Here is a 15,346-nt window from a genome sequence, read left to right on the forward strand (position 1 = left end):
AACGGCTCCGGTTGATGCCGGACCGGCGGGGTACACCCACCGACATGGAGATCAAACTCGGCCTGTCGCTCCCCCGGGATGAAATCTCCATTCCGATTGTCCGCCGAATATGTGCACAGGCACTGAAAGTCCTGGGGGTTTCCCAGGACTGCATCGAGGATGTCGAGATCGCGCTGACCGAGGCCTGCGCGAACGTCCTGATTCATGCGACGGCGGACGACGAGTACGAGGTCTCGGTCGGCGTCGACAACACGGTTGCCGTGATCGAGGTCGTCGACCACGGAAGCGGCCTCACCGGTTCCTTCGGCAGCGACGACGGCTTCTCGGGCAGTGACGACGGCTTCCCCGGCAGTGACGGTGACGGTGACGGCGGGCCCCACGGCCCGGCCACCCGGAAACCCGACTGGAACGAACCTCAGGGGCCCGATCCGTCCATGCTCGGTCCTACCGAACTGCTACCGGAACAGGGGCGTGGAATTCTTTTGATGCGCGCACTGATGGACAACGTCCGGTTCGACGCCGTCGATGGCCCGCTGCCGGGTACGCGGGTACACCTGGAGAAACTTCTGACCTGGAACAAGGATCACCCCGGTCGGCGTCTTCACCAGATTCCCACCCATCACGGCCCGTGGTCGGGACGTCCCCGGCAGCCACCCGACCAGCCGTAGCGCGGCTCGTCCCGGCTCGGTGTCCCGGCTCGGTGTCCCGGCTCGGGGTTTCGGCTCGGGGTTTCGGACCCTGTTCCATGGTTGTGCGCCCGCCCGGCCGGTAGGTTGAGGCCGGTTACACCGAGGTCGGATGGCGTGGGTCGAGGACGGTGGTGCGGAGATGGCGGCAGTTCCCGCCGGCGAGGCAGGTAACGGGCGCCCGCCCAGGGTTGGCGTGGTGACGTTCCCGGGCTCGCTGGATGACCGGGACGCCGCCGCGGCCGTGCGGCTCGCCGGGGCCGAGCCCGTCCCGCTCTGGCACGGTGACAACGACCTGCACGGGGTCGACGCGATCGTGTTGCCCGGCGGTTTCTCCTACGGTGACTACCTGCGGGCGGGCGCGATCGCCCGGTTCTCACCGGTCGTCGGCGCCGTTGTCGCCGCGGCCGGGGCGGGCCTGCCGGTGCTCGGGATCTGCAACGGGTTCCAGGTCCTGTGCGAGGCCGGGCTGCTGCCCGGTGCGCTGACCCGCAACGCCGGGCTGCACTTCGTGTGCCGTGACCAGCGGCTGCGGGTCGAGACCAGCGGCACTGCCTGGACCGGCTCGTTCACCGCCGGCGAGGAGATCGTCATCCCGGTGAAGCACGGTGAGGGCCGTTACGTCATCGACGCGCCGGCGCTGGCCGAGCTGACCGCCCAGGACCGGGTGGTGGTGCGCTACGCCGGGGGGAACCCGAACGGATCGGTGGACGACATCGCCGGGGTGTGCAGCGAGAACCGGCGGGTGGTCGGGCTGATGCCCCATCCGGAGCACGCGGTGGAGGACCTGACCGGACCGGGTACGGACGGCCTGCGGATGTTCACCTCGGTGCTGGACGGCCTGCTCCGCGCGGCCGCCTGACCCGGCATGGGTGGCCGAGCGTGACCGTACGTCCCAGCGCGGCGCGCGCGCCGCGCGTGGCCGCGGTGGCCGCTCTCGCTGCGATCGTCGCCCTGCTGTCGACGATCGCGGGCTGCGCGGAGTCGACCGACGGCCAGCTCGGCTCGCTCACCGTGGCCGACGCCGGTTTCACCGAGAGCAAGATCCTCGCCGACATGTACGGCGAGCTCCTCGGCCAGGCCGGCTACCAGGTGGAGCGGACCTCGGTCCAGAACACCGAAATCGCGCAGTCCGCGCTGGAGGACGGGCGGATCGACGCGATGCCGCAGTACGTGGCGACCTACGCGGGCCTGCTCAACTCCCAGCTGGGCCCAGGCCGCTCCGCCGGCGACGAGGCCGCCGCCGCGGAGACCACCGGCCCCGCCGGATCGATCGTCTCCTCGGATCTCGACTCGACCCTGCGTCTGCTCCGCGGCCTCGCGGAGGAGGTGGGGCTGAGCGTCCTCGAACCGGCCGACGCCGTCGACCAGAACGCGTTCGCCGTCAGCCGGACCTTCGCCGAGCGGCACCGTCTGACGTCCCTGTCGGATCTGGGGGCCAGCGGTCTGTCGGTCCGGCTCGCGGCCGGCGCCGAATGCGCCAACCGTCCCTTCTGCGAGCCCGGCCTGGTGCGGGTCTACGGCATCAGGATCTCGGGCATCATCGAGACCGGGGTGGCGACCGCCCAGACCAAGGCGGCCGTGCGGGACGACGTCGCGCAACTCGGCCTGGTGCTCACCACCGACGCCACCGTCGCCGACTACGACCTGGTCGTGCTGACGGACGACCGGAAGCTGCAGAACGCCGACAACCTCGTGCCGATCGTGCACTCCGGCTCGCTCACCCCCGAGATCACGGACGCGCTGAACGCGCTGGCCCCGGTGCTCACCACCGCCGACCTCGCCGAGCTGAACAAGAAGGTCGACGCCGAGCGGCAGAAGTCCGAGGACGTCGCCCGCGACTACCTCACGGACAAGGGCCTGCTGGGCGCCTGACCCGGCCGGCCCGCTCATCAGCCAGGATGGGACCGTGACCGGAACCCCTTCCGCCCCCACCACCGGCCCCGCCGGCCCCGCCGGGCAGGCCGCCCAGCAGCCCTACCGCGAGCTGGGCCTGACCGACGACGAGTACGAGCGGATCCTCGCGACGCTCGGCCGCGTCCCCACCGGCGCCGAACTGGCCATGTACTCGGTCATGTGGAGCGAGCACTGCTCGTACAAGTCCTCCAAGGTCCACCTCCGCCAGTTCCGGGACACCCCGGCCACCGACCGGCTCCTGGTCGGCATGGGCGAGAACGCGGGCGTGGTGGACGTCGGCGAGGGCCTGGCCGTCACGTTCAAGGTCGAGTCGCACAACCATCCGAGCTTCGTGGAGCCGTACCAGGGCGCCGCCACCGGCGTCGGCGGCATCGTCCGCGACATTCTGACGATGGGCGCACGGCCGATCGGTGTCCTCGACCCGCTGCGCTTCGGGGCGGCCGACGCGCCCGACACCGCCCGGGTGCTGCCGGGTGTGGTCGCCGGCATCGGCGGCTACGGCAACTGCCTGGGCCTGCCGAACATCGGCGGCGAGGTCGTCTTCGACCCGGTGTACGGCGGGAACCCGCTGGTCAACGCGCTGTGTGTCGGCGTGATGCCGGTCGGCCGGGTTCAGACCTCGGCGGCCACCGGAGTGGGCAACGCCGTGGTCCTGCTCGGCGCGAAGACCGGGCGGGACGGTATCGGCGGCGTCTCCGTCCTGGCCTCGGCGACGTTCGAGGCGGACGGCGGCCCGGCCCGGCGGCCCTCGGTGCAGGTCGGGGATCCGTTCACCGAGAAGATCCTGATCGAGTGCTGTCTCGAGCTGTTCGACCGTGGCCTCGTCACCGGCATCCAGGACCTCGGCGGCGCCGGCCTGACCTGCGCGCTGACCGAGACGACCGCCGCCGGCATCGCCACCGGCCAGCCGGGCGGCATGGAGGTCGACCTCGACCTCGTCCCGCTCCGTGAGGCGTCGATGGAGGCCCATGAGGTGCTCGCCAGCGAGTCGCAGGAGCGGATGCTGGCCATCGTCACCCCGGACGTCCTGCCGGAGGTCCTGGCCCTCGCGACGCGCTGGGGCGTGATCGCCACCCGGATCGGCACCGTCACCGACAGCGGCCGGCTGATCGTGCGCTGGCATGGCGAAACCGTGGTGGACGTCCCGCCCGGCTCGCTGGCCGACGACGGGCCCGTCTACGAGCGCCCGCTGCGCCGCCCGGCCGACCTGGACCTGCTGCATGCGGACGTCCCGACCACCCTGGAACGGCCGCGGACCGGCGACGCGCTGCGGGCGACGCTGCTGCGGATGATCGCCTCCCCGAACCTGTGCTCGCGGGCGTGGGTGACCGAGCAGTACGACCGGTACGTGCAGGCCAACACGGTGCTGGCCCAGCCCGAGGACGCCGGCGTGCTGCGGCTCTCCGACTCCGGGCTCGGCATCGCGCTGGCCACCGACGGCAACGGGCGCTACGCCCGGCTCGACCCGTTCGCCGGGGCCCAGCTGGCGCTCGCCGAGGCGTGCCGCAACGTGGCCGCCGCCGGCGCCGAGCCGATCGCCGTCACCAACTGCCTGAATTTCGGCTCCCCGGAGGACCCGGAGGTCATGTGGCAGTTCGCGCAGGCCTGCGCCGGGCTCGCCGACGCCTGCCGGCGGCTCGGGCTGCCGGTCACCGGCGGCAACGTGTCGTTCTACAACCAGACCGGGTCGACGCCGATCCACCCGACCCCGGTCGTCGGCGTACTCGGCCTGTTCGGCGACGTGCGCCGCCGGACGTCCATCGGCTTCACCGGTGACGGCGACACCCTGGTGCTGCTCGGCGAGACCCGGGACGAGTTCGGTGGCTCCGAGTGGTCCTGGGTCACCCACGGGCATCTCGGGGGGACGCCGCCCGCGGTCGACCTGGCCCGGGAGAAGGCGCTCGCCGAGGTGCTCGTCGCCGGGGCACGGGACGGGCTGTTCACCGCGGCCCACGACCTCTCCGAGGGCGGGCTCGCCCAGGCTCTGGTCGAGTCCTGCCTACGGGGCGGCCGCGGCGCACGGATCGATCTGCCCACCGGCGCCGACCCGTTCGTCGAGCTGTTCAGCGAGTCCGCCGGGCGCGCGGTGGTGGCGGTGCCCGGCGGGCGCCGCGACGAGCTGGCACGGCTCTGCGCCGCCCGGGGCCTGCCGTGGCGGCCCCTCGGCACCGTCACCGGCGGCAGCCTCGACGTGGCGGGCCGGTTCACCGTTGCGCTGGACGAGCTGCGGACCGCCCACGAGGGCACCCTGCCCCGCCTGTTCGGCCACACCGGCTGACCCACCCTGACGCCCGGGCGGGGGCCCCTCCCGGACACCGGGCCCGGGCGTCAGGAGTGGCCGTAGGGCTCGGTGTCGGTACCGTCGTCGGTGCGTCCGGCAGGGGTGTCCGCCACCGAGCCGGGCCCGTGCGCCCACGCGGCCACGCCGACCAGTTCGACGTCCGTCGGCATCAGGTCGGACGGGTCCTCGTCGAACGGCACCGCTTCCGGGTGCGCCGACGGCGCGACCAGTGCCTCGGAATGCGCGCCGCAGCCGTGGTCGATCGAGGTGACCCGGCTGTCGTCCGGCGCCAGCTCGTTGGCGCAGACGCCGAACATGCGCCCCAGCACGCCGACGAGCCGCACGTGGAACCCACAGGTCAGGCAGGACGCGGGCGCGACCTTGGCGATGGAGGCGTCCGGGCCGGCGTCGCCGCCGTACCACCGCTGCGCCGTGTCCTCCCGGCCGGCCAGGGAGAGGATCCGGGGCCGGCCGAGCCCCAGTTCCATCCAGACGTCGGCATCGTCGAACTCCAGCGCGTCGCCGGCCCGCAGCGTGAGGCGGGGATCGTCGACGGCGGTGGGCAGCAGGTCACCCACCCCGACGTCACCCGGCCGCAGGCGCTCCGACCACGGGACCCAGGCGGGTGCGAGGACCGCGCCCTCGCCCGGCATCAGGACCACGTCGTTGACGGTCACCTTCCGCAGGCGGGGGGCACGCGCGACGGCCACCGTCCAGGTCCAGCCGACGTAGGCCGGGGACAGGCAGGCGAAGCGGTGCAGCACCAGCCGGTCCGCCTCCGCCTCGACGCCCAGGTGCTCACCGACCTCCGCCGGGTCGCCGGCCTCCTCCTCGGCCGCGGCCCGCGCGAGGTCCACCGCGGCGGCGCACACGGCGTCCGGCGCCGGCTCGCGCGCCGTACGGGTCGCCCGGCCGGCCCGTGCCCTCGGCGCCGCCGGCTCCGGCTCCGGCTCCGGCTCCGGCGGCACAGTCTCAGGTGACACTGTCTCCGGCGTCACGCGCGCGGTCACCTCATCGGGCGGGGGTTCGGGCGGGCTGAAGGCCGGCTCGGCAGTCGGCTCGGCGGCTGCCCCGACCGCCGGGGAGGTACGCCGCGGCGAGCGGCGGCGGGGGGGTCGCGGCGGTGCCGGCTCGGTGACCACCGGGGGCGTGGCCTCACTGTGATCCGTCGCGGCATCGGCTGACGGATCGCCGGTACCACGCGACGACCCGCGGGACGCACGAGCCCCAGCCGACTCGGAACGAACGTCTAGTGCTTCCACGGCACGTATTCTCACTCACCGATGGCCGCCCCGCCCGATGTGGTCGTGGTCTCGGGCGGTAGGGGCGAGCAGACTCGGCACCGTGAAGTTGGGAAGCGCACTCACTGGCGGCCTCAACCGCCTGCGTGGGACCATTCGTCGCGACGGGGCGCAACAGTCCGGGCTTTCCTCGTTGACCGAGTTGTCGTTCGTCAACGCGGCGGGTGACGCACTCGTCACGGTGGCGCTGGCCGGTTCGCTGTTCTTCGCGGTGCCGACCGGGGAGGCCCGTTCCAAGGTCGCGCTCTACCTGCTGATCACGATGGTTCCGTTCGCGCTGCTCGCGCCGGTTGTCGGCCCGCTGCTCGACCGGGTCGCCCACGGCCGGCGGACCGCCCTCGCCGCCATCTGCCTGGGGCGGTGCCTGCTGGCCTGGCAGCTCGCCGGAGCGCTGGACGGACTCGCCGTCTATCCGCTCGCCCTGGGGCTTCTGGTGCTTTCCCGTGCCTTCGGGGTGGCCCGCAGCGCGGTCGTCCCACGGGTCACCCCGCCGGAAATGACCCTGGTCAAGGTCAACTCGCGTATCTCGCTCGTCAACATCGTCGCCGGCGCGATCGTCGCGCCCCTCGGCCTGGGGCTGGCCAGCATTCCCTTCGTCGGCTATCCCTGGGTGCTGCGGGCGTGCGCGCTGGTCTACATGGTCGGCGTGCTGCTCGCGTTCAACCTGCCCGGCCACGTCGACTCCGCGGCCGGCGAGCGGACGCTGCGCGAGCTGACCGGGCCGCGCCGCCGCGGCAGCCTGCGCACCCGGGTCGCGGCAGTGCTCGGTGCCCTCCCGGTCGCGCTGCGGGCAACGCTCGTCCTGCGCGGCCTGGTGGGCTTTCTCACCTTCTACCTCGCCTTCCTGCTGCGGACGAGCGGCGGGAACAACCTCTGGCTCGGTGCGCTCGCCGCGACAGCCGGCCTGGGCAGCGGTATCGGCGTCCTGATCGGCGGCCGGCTGGGGCGCCGGCGCCCGGAGGGCATCCTGATGCTGAGCCTGCTGCTGCCGACAGCCGGCTGCCTGGTGGCCGCGGTGACCTACACCCGGCTCACGTCGCTGGTGGCGGCGCTGCTGGCCATGACGGCGGGCTCGATGGGCAAGCTGGCGCTGGACGCAATCATCCAGCGCGACATCGTGGAGGACACCCGTGGTTCCGCCTTCGCGCGGTCGGAGACGGCCCTGCAGCTCGGCTGGGTGACGGGCGGGGCCTTCGGGCTGATCGAGATGCCGGGAGCACTCGGGTTCACGCTCGCCGCCGCGGTTGTCGGGCTCACCCTCGTATTTCAGTCCCGCGCCCTGCGCCGGGCCCGCGAGCAGGCACGCGACCGGCACCAGCAGACGGTCCGGCCCGGCGCCGCGGTCGTCCCGGCGGCCCCTGCCGGCTACGCCCCGGACCCACGGGCCGACGTCCCGGTCGGATGGCGGGTGCCGGACCCGGGGCTGGTGCCGGAGGCGGGTGGGACGGCGCCTTTCCGCGGTGCTGCGGCACCGGCCGTGGCAGACCCGGCACGGCCGCCGGCGCTGCGGCCGACGGTGCCGGACCTGACCATCCCGGCGGCACCGGAGTCGTATGGACCGGAGTCGTATGGAGCAGTGCGGAACGTGCCGGAATTCACTGACCAGGGATCGCAGCCGCCGGCATCTGAGATCATTCGACGCCGCGGCCGCCGCGGGCGGCGGGATCACTGAGCGATACGGCCACCGAGGGCGGAAACGGGCCAATGACAGTAGCCCGGACCGACTGTCGGCGCAGCAGGAACGAAAATAGCGTAGTTATAAAATAACTCAACGTGTGCGGAACCACGGAGGGTCGACCGCGATGCTAGGGTCCGTCAACTAGTCCGGTTTGCACCACCCCCCAGGCATCGTGGCGTTACCTCGCCGTCCGGCACGGTCGCCTGAATGCGGACCGGCGCCCCATCGGCACGACGGCAGAACAAGGACACATCCAGACCATGATCTTGAGTGGGTCATGACCCGCACCCTCATCGTCACCGCGGTGAACGCCGAGGCGGACGCAGTGTGCGCAGGTCTGATGGGGAGCTGGTCACGCGGCCGCTCGCGCACCCCGTCCGGCCCCGGAGGGCTGGTCTCGCCGGACTGGGACCGGCAGCTGCTGACCACTTCCACCCTCGGCCCCTATGTGGGCCGCCGGCGGGGTCCGGTGACCGTCCTCGCCGCCGGGCCGGCCGGTGCCGCGGCTGCGGCCGGCACCGCCGTCGCGCTGTCGGTGGCCAGCGCGGCCGGCGAGCCGTTCGGGCTGGTCATCGCCATGGGCGTCGCCGGCGGGTTCCGCGGCTGGGCCGAGATCGGTGATCTCGTCATCGCCGACCGGCTGGTCGCCGCCGACCTCGGCGCCGAGTCCGGCCTGGACGAGCCGGCGGAGGCCGCTCCCCCGGTCCGGGTCAGCGAGATGGACCGCAACCTGGGCTTCTACCCGCCCGGTGCGCCCTCTCCGCAGACCGGGCCCCCGACCGGGCCGGTCGCCGCCGGAGCGTTCCTGACCATGGACGAGCTCGGGCTCGGCTCGTCGACCCTGCAGCCCGACGCCGGGCTGGTCCGGCGGATGACGACCGTCCTGGGCGTCACCGGGCGGCGCATCGTCAGCGGCACCGTCGTCAGCGTCTCCACCGTGACCGGGACGGAGCGGCGGGCCGCCGCGCTCACCTCCCGGCTGGACCCGGTCGCCGAGGCGATGGAGGGCTACGCCGTCGGGATCGCCGCCGGCGCGTTCGGGGTCCCGGTGACCGAGATCCGGGCGATCAGCAACCTGGTGGGCCGTCGGGACCGGGCGTCCTGGAACATGCAGTCCGCGCTCGGCAGCCTGCGCACCGCGGCCGCGGCGCTGGTCGCGCACCCGGAGGGCCTGGTCCCCGTCCCGCAGGCCGAGAAGGGGCCGGCACACTAGGGCCGTGGACACGCTCAGCCTCGCGATCTCGCCCTGCCCGAACGACACCTTCGCCTTCCACGCGCTGGTGCACGGGCTGGTACCGGGAGCGCCGCCGGTGTCGACGACGTTCGCCGACATCGACGTGCTGAACGCACGGGCCGCCGACGGTGTCGACGACCTCGTCAAGGTGTCCTACGCGGCCCTGCCGTGGCTGCTCGGCCGGTACAGCCTGCTCGCCGCGGGCAGCGCGCTCGGCCGCGGCTGCGGCCCGCTCGTCCTGACCGCGGGGCGCACCGACCTGCGCGGGGCGTCGGTCGTCATCCCGGGCACACGCACCACGGCGTACCTGCTGTTCCGGCTGTGGGCGGAGAAGATCGGCGTCGGGTCGGTGGAGGTGCTGCCGTTCGACCAGATCATGCCGGCGGTCCGCGACGGCGGGTACGACGCCGGGCTGGTGATCCACGAGTCGCGGTTCACCTACCCGTCCTACGGCCTGACGGCCGTGGCCGACCTCGGAGACTGGTGGGAGGGCCACACCGGTCTCCCGATCCCGCTCGGCGCCATCCTGGCCCGCCGCGGGCTCGACACGGCGGGCCTGTCGGACGCCGTCCGGGCGAGCGTGGCCGCGGCGTTCGCCGACCGGTCCGCGAGCGCGCCGTTCGTGATCGAGCACGCGCAGGAGATGGCACCCGACGTCGTGAACGCCCACATCGAGCTGTATGTGAACGACTTCACGCTCGACCTCGGGGACGAGGGTCGCGCCGCTGTCGGCGAGCTGCTCGGGCGGGCCGCCGCCGCCGGCCTCGTCCCCGCGCTGGCCCCCGGCGCGCTCGACACCTGGCCACCGCGCGTCTGATCACGGACGTCTGCCCGGATGGGCGGCGGTGAGCGTGACGCCGCATCGAGCGTGATGTCGCATCCGCCGCCCGGCCTACCGGGTGGCAGGATGGCCCTGTGAGTCCCGAGCAGATACCCACGGTCACCGTGCCGGAACTTCCCGTCCAACTGCCCGCCGAGGGCGGCCCCGTGCTCGTCGACGTGCGCGAGCCCGACGAGTGGGCCGCCGGCCACATCGACGGCGCGGTCCACATCCCGATGGGCGAGATCCTCGCCCGCATCGGCGAGGTCCCGCGGGAGCGGGACGTCGTCGTCGTCTGCCGCTCCGGCGCGCGGTCCGCCAGGGTCACGGCGCATCTCGCGCGGGAGGGCTGGGCAGCCCGCAACCTGGTCGACGGCATGCTCGGCTGGCAGGCCGCCGGGCGCCCGATGGTGAGCGACAGCCCGGTCGCCCCCACCGTCATCTGACCGGCTACTCCTCCACGCGAGCGGGCTCCACCCGTACGACGTAGTCCTCGATCACGGGGTTCGCGAGCAGGGTCGAGGCGAGATGGTCGATGCGGGCGAGTGCGTCCGCATCGACCTCGCCGTCCAGCTCCAGCTCGAACCGCTTGCCCTGGCGCACCCCGCTGATCCCGTTCACGCCGAGCCGGGGCAGTGCCGTCAGCACGGCCTGGCCCTGCGGGTCGAGGATCTCCGGCTTGAGCATCACATCCACCACAACCCTGGTCACACCCGCGGACCCTACCGGCTTCCGGTGGCCCGCCGAGCCCGCTGGTTACGCTCACCGGGTGTCCCCCTGGAGAACATCCACCCTGGTCGTCGGTTTTGACCTGGACATGACGCTGTTGGACGCCCGCCGCGGGATCGTCGCGGCCTTCGCCGCCCTGACCGCCGAGACCGGCGTGGCGATCGACGGCGAGGCCGCCGTGGCCCGTCTCGGGCCCCCGGTGGAAGACGAGATGGCGCGCTGGTTCCCGGCTGACGAGGTGGCCCGGCGTGTGGTCCGTTACCGCGAGCTGTACAGCACGCACGCGCTGCCCCTGTCCGTCGCGATGCCGCACGCCGTCGAGGCGGTGGAGGCCGTCCGGCACGCCGGTGGCCGGGTGGTGGTGGTGACGGCGAAGAGCCGCCCACTGGCCGTGGCCAGCCTGGAACAGATCGGTCTCGCCGCGGACGAGGTGGCGGGCTGGTTGTTCGCCGAGGCCAAGGGTGCCGCGCTCCGCGAGCACGGGGTCGACATCTTCGTCGGCGACCACCTCGGGGACGTCCACGGAGCGCGGTCGGGCGGCGCGCTGGCGGTCGCGGTGCCCACCGGTCCGTGCACGGCCGCCGAGCTGGCCACCGCCGGCGCGGACGTCGTCCTGGACGATCTCGCCGCCTTCCCCGCCTGGCTCGCCGACGAGGTGCTGCGCCGGCGGCTCGACCTGTTGGCGCAGCGGCTGCGCGAACTCGGCTCGGTGCTCGTCGCGTTCTCCGGCGGAGCCGATTCGGCTCTGTTGCTGGCGGCGGCCGTCCGCGCGCTCGGCGCCGGGTCCGTGGTCGCCGCCACCGCGGTGTCTCCCTCGTTGCCCGCCGCGGAACTCGACGCCGCGCGCCGGTTCGCCGCCGACCTGGGTGTCCGGCACGTCCTGCCGGCGACGGACGAGATGAGCAGCGCCCAGTACCGCGCGAACGGCGCGGACCGCTGTTACTTCTGCAAGGCGGAACTGCTCGACACCCTCGGCCCGCTCGCCGCCGAGCTCGGCCTGGGCCATGTGGTGACCGGCACGAACGCCGACGACGCCGTCGCCGGCTTCCGGCCGGGCATCAGCGCGGCGTCGAGCCGGGGGGCGCGCACCCCCCTGCTCGACGCCGGTCTGACGAAGTCGCAGGTCCGGGCAGCCTCTCGCCAGTGGGGCCTGTCCACCTGGGACAAGCCGGCGGCCGCCTGCCTGGCCAGTCGGATCGCCTACGGGGTGCAGGTCAGCCCCGCCCGGCTGGCCAGGGTGGAACAGGCCGAGACGGCCCTGCGCGTGGCTGCCGCGGACGCCGGCTTCCACCTCCGCGACCTGCGTGTCCGCGACCTCGGCGGCCTCGCCCGCATCGAGGTCGACCCCGAGCACGCCCCGCGCCTGGCAGCCCGCCCCGAGGTGACGTCGGTGGTGCTGGACTGCGGCTTCGCGCGTGTCGAGGTCGACCCCCGGGGATTCCGCTCCGGATCGATGAACGAGCTACTCCCGTCGCCCGGCTCCGCGTAGTGACGTAGCCGGGCCGGGTGGCCGGGCCGGGTGGCCGGGCCGGAACCAGCCGGTGGTCAGACCTCCGGCGCGCCCTCGCCCTGCTGGTGGGCGCCCCGCTCGGCATGCTCGCGGTAGGCCTCGGCCTCGGCCTCGGAGACGGACAGGCCGTCGGCCGCCGCCATCGCCTCCGGGTCGACGGGTCCGCTGGAGGTGCGTGCCACATCGTCCCGGCGGCGACTCTCCTCCGCCTCGGCCAGAGCATCCGCGTCCCGGAAGTCGAGATCGACATCGTGGTTCTGGTCCAGCTTGGGCATCACACTCACTCCTCCGGCGATCAGATGGAACCGTAGGTGCGCTGATTCCCTTCCGTTTCCCTTCCGCGTCCGACCGGGGCCACACGGCCCATCTCGGGTCCGGCGCATGGCCCTCCTGCCCCGGATGCGCCTTCTGTAACGCCGGCGGGCGGCCGAGAAACCGGTTCGCCAGGTGTCCCGGCGCTGTTCCGCGATCGTGCACACGTCGGACCTGCGGGTACGCGCAGCCTTTGTGGCCTGGACGTCTCCAGGCCCGCCGGCCACGCAGCGTCATCGTCCGCGAAGCCCCTACACCCGGCGCGGACGCCCGATAGCCTGGGACTCGTCACCGCGTGTCAACCCGCCGATCCGCATCGCAGAACGAGGTCGCCCGTGCCCACCGGCAGAGTCAAGTGGTTCGATGTCGAACGGGGTTTCGGATTTCTCAGCCGTGATGACGGCGAGGACGTCTTCGTCCACAAGGCCGCTCTTCCGGCCGGTGTCGATCGGCTCAAGCCCGGCGACCGCGTCGAGTTCGGGGTGGCCGCCGGCCGCCGGGGCGACCAGGCTCTCTCGGTGCGGATTCTGGCTGCTCCGCCGTCCGTCGCCAAGGCCGCCGCGAACGCCAACCGGCGCAGTCCCGACGAGCTGCACAGCATGGTCGAGGACATGATCCAGATCCTGGACGACATCCAGGGCGAGTTGCGCCGCGGCCGTTACCCGGACCGGCGGGCGGCCCAGAAGGTCGCCAAGGTCGTGCACGCCGTGGCGAACGAACTCGAGCGCTGAGCGCCCTTCACCGCGGTCATGGTCGCACGGCACACGCCACGCTCTGTTCGCACAACCCGCGCTGTCGGATCAACGACCGCGGAGTACCGGCGGAAGGCCCCCTTCGTCCTGTATCGACGAAAGGAAGGGCGGTCCGCCAGGTGAGAGGTCGCGGGCGGTGCCGCGGTGTGGCCGGAAAATCCGGCCATAGCTTCGGCTCTCGCGGAGCGCACCGCGCGTTGGTGCAGACTGCGAAGAGGCCATGGACCATGGACGCCGCGACCCCGGCACCGAAGGTGGACGTCATCGTGGATCACAACGGGGAACACGCCCCGGCGGCGCGCGGACAGCCCGGGAGCGGCATGCCCCCGGGCGAGGTGCTGCACCCGCACGAGCCCCGAGTGATCGGCCCCTACCGCCTGCTGCGTCGTCTCGGCGCCGGCGGGATGGGAACCGTCTACCTGGCCGAGTCCGCGGGTCGGCGGGTCGCGGTCAAGATCGTCCGACCGGACCTGGCCGCCGACGAGGAGTTCCGCCGGCGGTTCCGGCAGGAGGTGGACGCCGCACGCCGCGTCGCGCCGTTCTGCACCGCAGAGGTGCTCGACGCCGACCCCGACGCCCCCGCCCCGTATCTGGTGACCGAGTTCATCGACGGCGTCCGGCTGGACCACGCGGTCGAGAACGGGCCCATCGGCGGGTCGACCCTGACCGGGCTCGCCGTCGGGGTCGCCACGGCGCTCACCGCGATCCACAGCGCCGGCCTCGTCCACCGTGACCTCAAGCCGAGCAACGTGCTGCTTTCGATGTCCGGGCCGCGGGTGATCGACTTCGGCATCGCGCAGGCGCTGGAGGGCGCCAAGGCCAAGCCGACGGCCTGGGGCTTCGGCTCCGCCGGCTGGATGGCTCCCGAGCAGGTGAACGGCCAGCCGATCGGCCCGGAGGCCGACGTCTTCACCTGGGGCATCCTGGTGGCCTTCGCCGGAACCGGCCACCACCCGTTCGGCACCGGAACCGACCTGGAGCTGAGCACCCGCATCGTCAGCTGGGAGCCGGACCTGCTGGGCCTGCCGCCCGGCCTGAAGACGCTGGTCGCCGCCGCCCTCGCCAAGAATCCCGACGCCCGCCCGAACGCGCGCGACCTGCTGCTGAACCTCATCGCGCTGCCGCCCACCACACCGTCGGCCGACAGCGGCGACGGGGCCGCCTGGCGGCCGAGCGACGCCGCCGTCGACCAGGCCGAGGAACTGCTGAACCTGACCCGGGGCAGCACCCTGCCCGGTTACGCGTCCTCCCGCGCCCAGTCCGCGAGGCAGCTCCGGCAGCCCGCCGCCGTTCCGCCCGCCGCCGGGCCACCTGCCGCCGGGCCACCTGCCCAGGTGCGCCCACCCGGCCAGGGCGGGCCACGTGGCCGGGGCGATGCCGCGGCACCCGGTGCCGGTCCCGGTCACGCCACGCCAGGGCGTCCCGGTATCGCCGTCCCGACGCCGGCAGGAGCGCCGCCGTTCTCGGGCGCACCGGCCGGTGCGGGGCCGCCCTCGGCGGGCTGGCCGGCGGCCCGGCCCCCCGGCCAGGGCCCGCCCCCGCCTCCGCCGGCGGCGGACACCGGTACGCAGGCGCCGTCCCGCTCGACCCGGCAGCGGCTGCTCCTGTTCGGAGCCGTCGCGGTCACGGCCATCCTCGCGGCCTGGCTGATCAGCGCCGTCACCGGCGGTGACTCCGGCAGCGGCCGGCCGGCTGCCGGCGGGCAGGCCCCGCCGGCGGAGGCCACGACGGATCCCCGGACAGCCGGACTGGGCACGCCGGTGCGCGACGACCAGCTGGAGTTCGTCGCGACCAAGGTCGAATGCGGGGTGGAGAAGATGGGCGAAATGATCTTCACCCGCCGGCCGGCCGGCCAGTTCTGCCTGGCCGACATGCGCATCACCAACACCGGCTCGGTCGAGCGGGCGCTGAGCAGCGAGGACCAGTTCCTGGTCACCACGGACGGCGAGAACCACTCCGCCGACTTCCTCGCCCGCCTCTACCTGCGCGACGACGTCTGGTCGACGATCGGGCCCGGGGTGACGGTGACCGGCACCTTCGCTTTCGACATCCCGGCCGACAGCGAGGCCCGCGCCCTCGAGCTGCACGAACGCCCGGAAAGCCGAGGCGTCACGATCACCTTGTAG

At 73.4% G+C, this 15,346-nt stretch carries 14 protein-coding genes; 11 read left to right on the forward strand and 3 right to left on the reverse strand.

Translation table 11 applies throughout. From position 1 onward, the window contains the following. The first annotated feature begins 44 nt into the window (after positions 1 to 44). From B207_RS0110915 to purL, 4 genes are all read left to right on the forward strand, one after another. The gene (locus B207_RS0110915; protein WP_026310929.1) at positions 45 to 668 is read left to right on the forward strand and encodes an ATP-binding protein; all 624 of its coding nucleotides are present in this window, start codon (positions 45 to 47) and stop codon (positions 666 to 668) included. A 160-nt stretch (positions 669 to 828) separates the two neighbouring features. Beyond that, positions 829 to 1,548 (forward strand): phosphoribosylformylglycinamidine synthase subunit PurQ, encoded by a 720-nt coding sequence (gene purQ, locus B207_RS0110920; protein WP_026310930.1) that lies wholly within the window; start codon positions 829 to 831, stop codon positions 1,546 to 1,548. Positions 1,549 to 1,568: 20 nt separating this feature from the next. Further along, positions 1,569 to 2,561 carry an ABC transporter substrate-binding protein gene (locus tag B207_RS0110925; RefSeq protein WP_230204964.1) on the forward strand — a complete coding sequence of 331 codons (993 nt, stop codon included), beginning with the start codon at positions 1,569 to 1,571 and terminating at the stop codon, positions 2,559 to 2,561. A gap of 34 nt (positions 2,562 to 2,595) precedes the next feature. Further along, entirely contained in the window at positions 2,596 to 4,881 is a 2,286-nt protein-coding gene (purL, locus tag B207_RS0110930) for a phosphoribosylformylglycinamidine synthase subunit PurL (RefSeq protein WP_018636574.1), read from the forward strand. A 50-nt stretch (positions 4,882 to 4,931) separates the two neighbouring features. On the opposite strand, the gene B207_RS0110935 is transcribed toward purL, so the two are convergent. Further along, positions 4,932 to 6,026, reverse strand: a complete 1,095-nt coding sequence (locus B207_RS0110935; protein WP_018636575.1) for a DUF3027 domain-containing protein — start codon at positions 6,024 to 6,026, stop codon at positions 4,932 to 4,934. A gap of 157 nt (positions 6,027 to 6,183) precedes the next feature. Here B207_RS0110935 and B207_RS33465 point away from each other — a divergent pair, with 157 nt between their 5' ends. From B207_RS33465 to B207_RS0110955, 4 genes are all read left to right on the forward strand, one after another. Next, complete coding sequence (locus B207_RS33465; protein ID WP_084692096.1) at positions 6,184 to 7,857, forward strand: MFS transporter; 1,674 nt, start codon at positions 6,184 to 6,186, stop codon at positions 7,855 to 7,857. 283 nt (positions 7,858 to 8,140) lie between these two features. Then, complete coding sequence (mqnB, locus tag B207_RS0110945; RefSeq protein WP_018636577.1) at positions 8,141 to 9,076, forward strand: futalosine hydrolase; 936 nt, start codon at positions 8,141 to 8,143, stop codon at positions 9,074 to 9,076. 4 nt (positions 9,077 to 9,080) lie between these two features. Further along, positions 9,081 to 9,914, forward strand: a complete 834-nt coding sequence (locus B207_RS0110950) for a 1,4-dihydroxy-6-naphthoate synthase (protein WP_018636578.1) — start codon at positions 9,081 to 9,083, stop codon at positions 9,912 to 9,914. Positions 9,915 to 10,012: 98 nt separating this feature from the next. After that, complete coding sequence (locus B207_RS0110955; RefSeq protein ID WP_018636579.1) at positions 10,013 to 10,363, forward strand: rhodanese-like domain-containing protein; 351 nt, start codon at positions 10,013 to 10,015, stop codon at positions 10,361 to 10,363. Between the two features lie 4 nt (positions 10,364 to 10,367). On the opposite strand, the gene purS is transcribed toward B207_RS0110955, so the two are convergent. Next, entirely contained in the window at positions 10,368 to 10,628 is a 261-nt protein-coding gene (gene purS, locus B207_RS0110960; protein ID WP_035740494.1) for a phosphoribosylformylglycinamidine synthase subunit PurS, read from the reverse strand. 58 nt (positions 10,629 to 10,686) lie between these two features. Between purS and larE the strand changes: the two genes are divergently transcribed. Beyond that, on the forward strand, positions 10,687 to 12,135 hold the full coding sequence (gene larE / locus B207_RS0110965) for an ATP-dependent sacrificial sulfur transferase LarE (RefSeq protein WP_026310932.1): 1,449 nt from the start codon (positions 10,687 to 10,689) through the stop codon (positions 12,133 to 12,135). A gap of 56 nt (positions 12,136 to 12,191) precedes the next feature. Here the strand turns inward: larE and B207_RS0110970 are convergent, their stop codons facing one another. After that, positions 12,192 to 12,431 (reverse strand): hypothetical protein, encoded by a 240-nt coding sequence (locus B207_RS0110970; RefSeq protein WP_018636582.1) that lies wholly within the window; start codon positions 12,429 to 12,431, stop codon positions 12,192 to 12,194. A gap of 372 nt (positions 12,432 to 12,803) precedes the next feature. On the opposite strand from B207_RS0110970, the gene B207_RS0110975 reads away from it, so the two are divergent. After that, positions 12,804 to 13,199 (forward strand): cold-shock protein, encoded by a 396-nt coding sequence (locus B207_RS0110975; RefSeq protein WP_018636583.1) that lies wholly within the window; start codon positions 12,804 to 12,806, stop codon positions 13,197 to 13,199. A 248-nt stretch (positions 13,200 to 13,447) separates the two neighbouring features. Further along, entirely contained in the window at positions 13,448 to 15,346 is a 1,899-nt protein-coding gene (locus B207_RS0110985) for a protein kinase domain-containing protein (protein ID WP_018636584.1), read from the forward strand.

This window comes from Parafrankia elaeagni, from assembly GCF_000374165.1.
GTDB classification, from domain to species: domain Bacteria; phylum Actinomycetota; class Actinomycetes; order Frankiales; family Frankiaceae; genus Parafrankia; species Parafrankia elaeagni.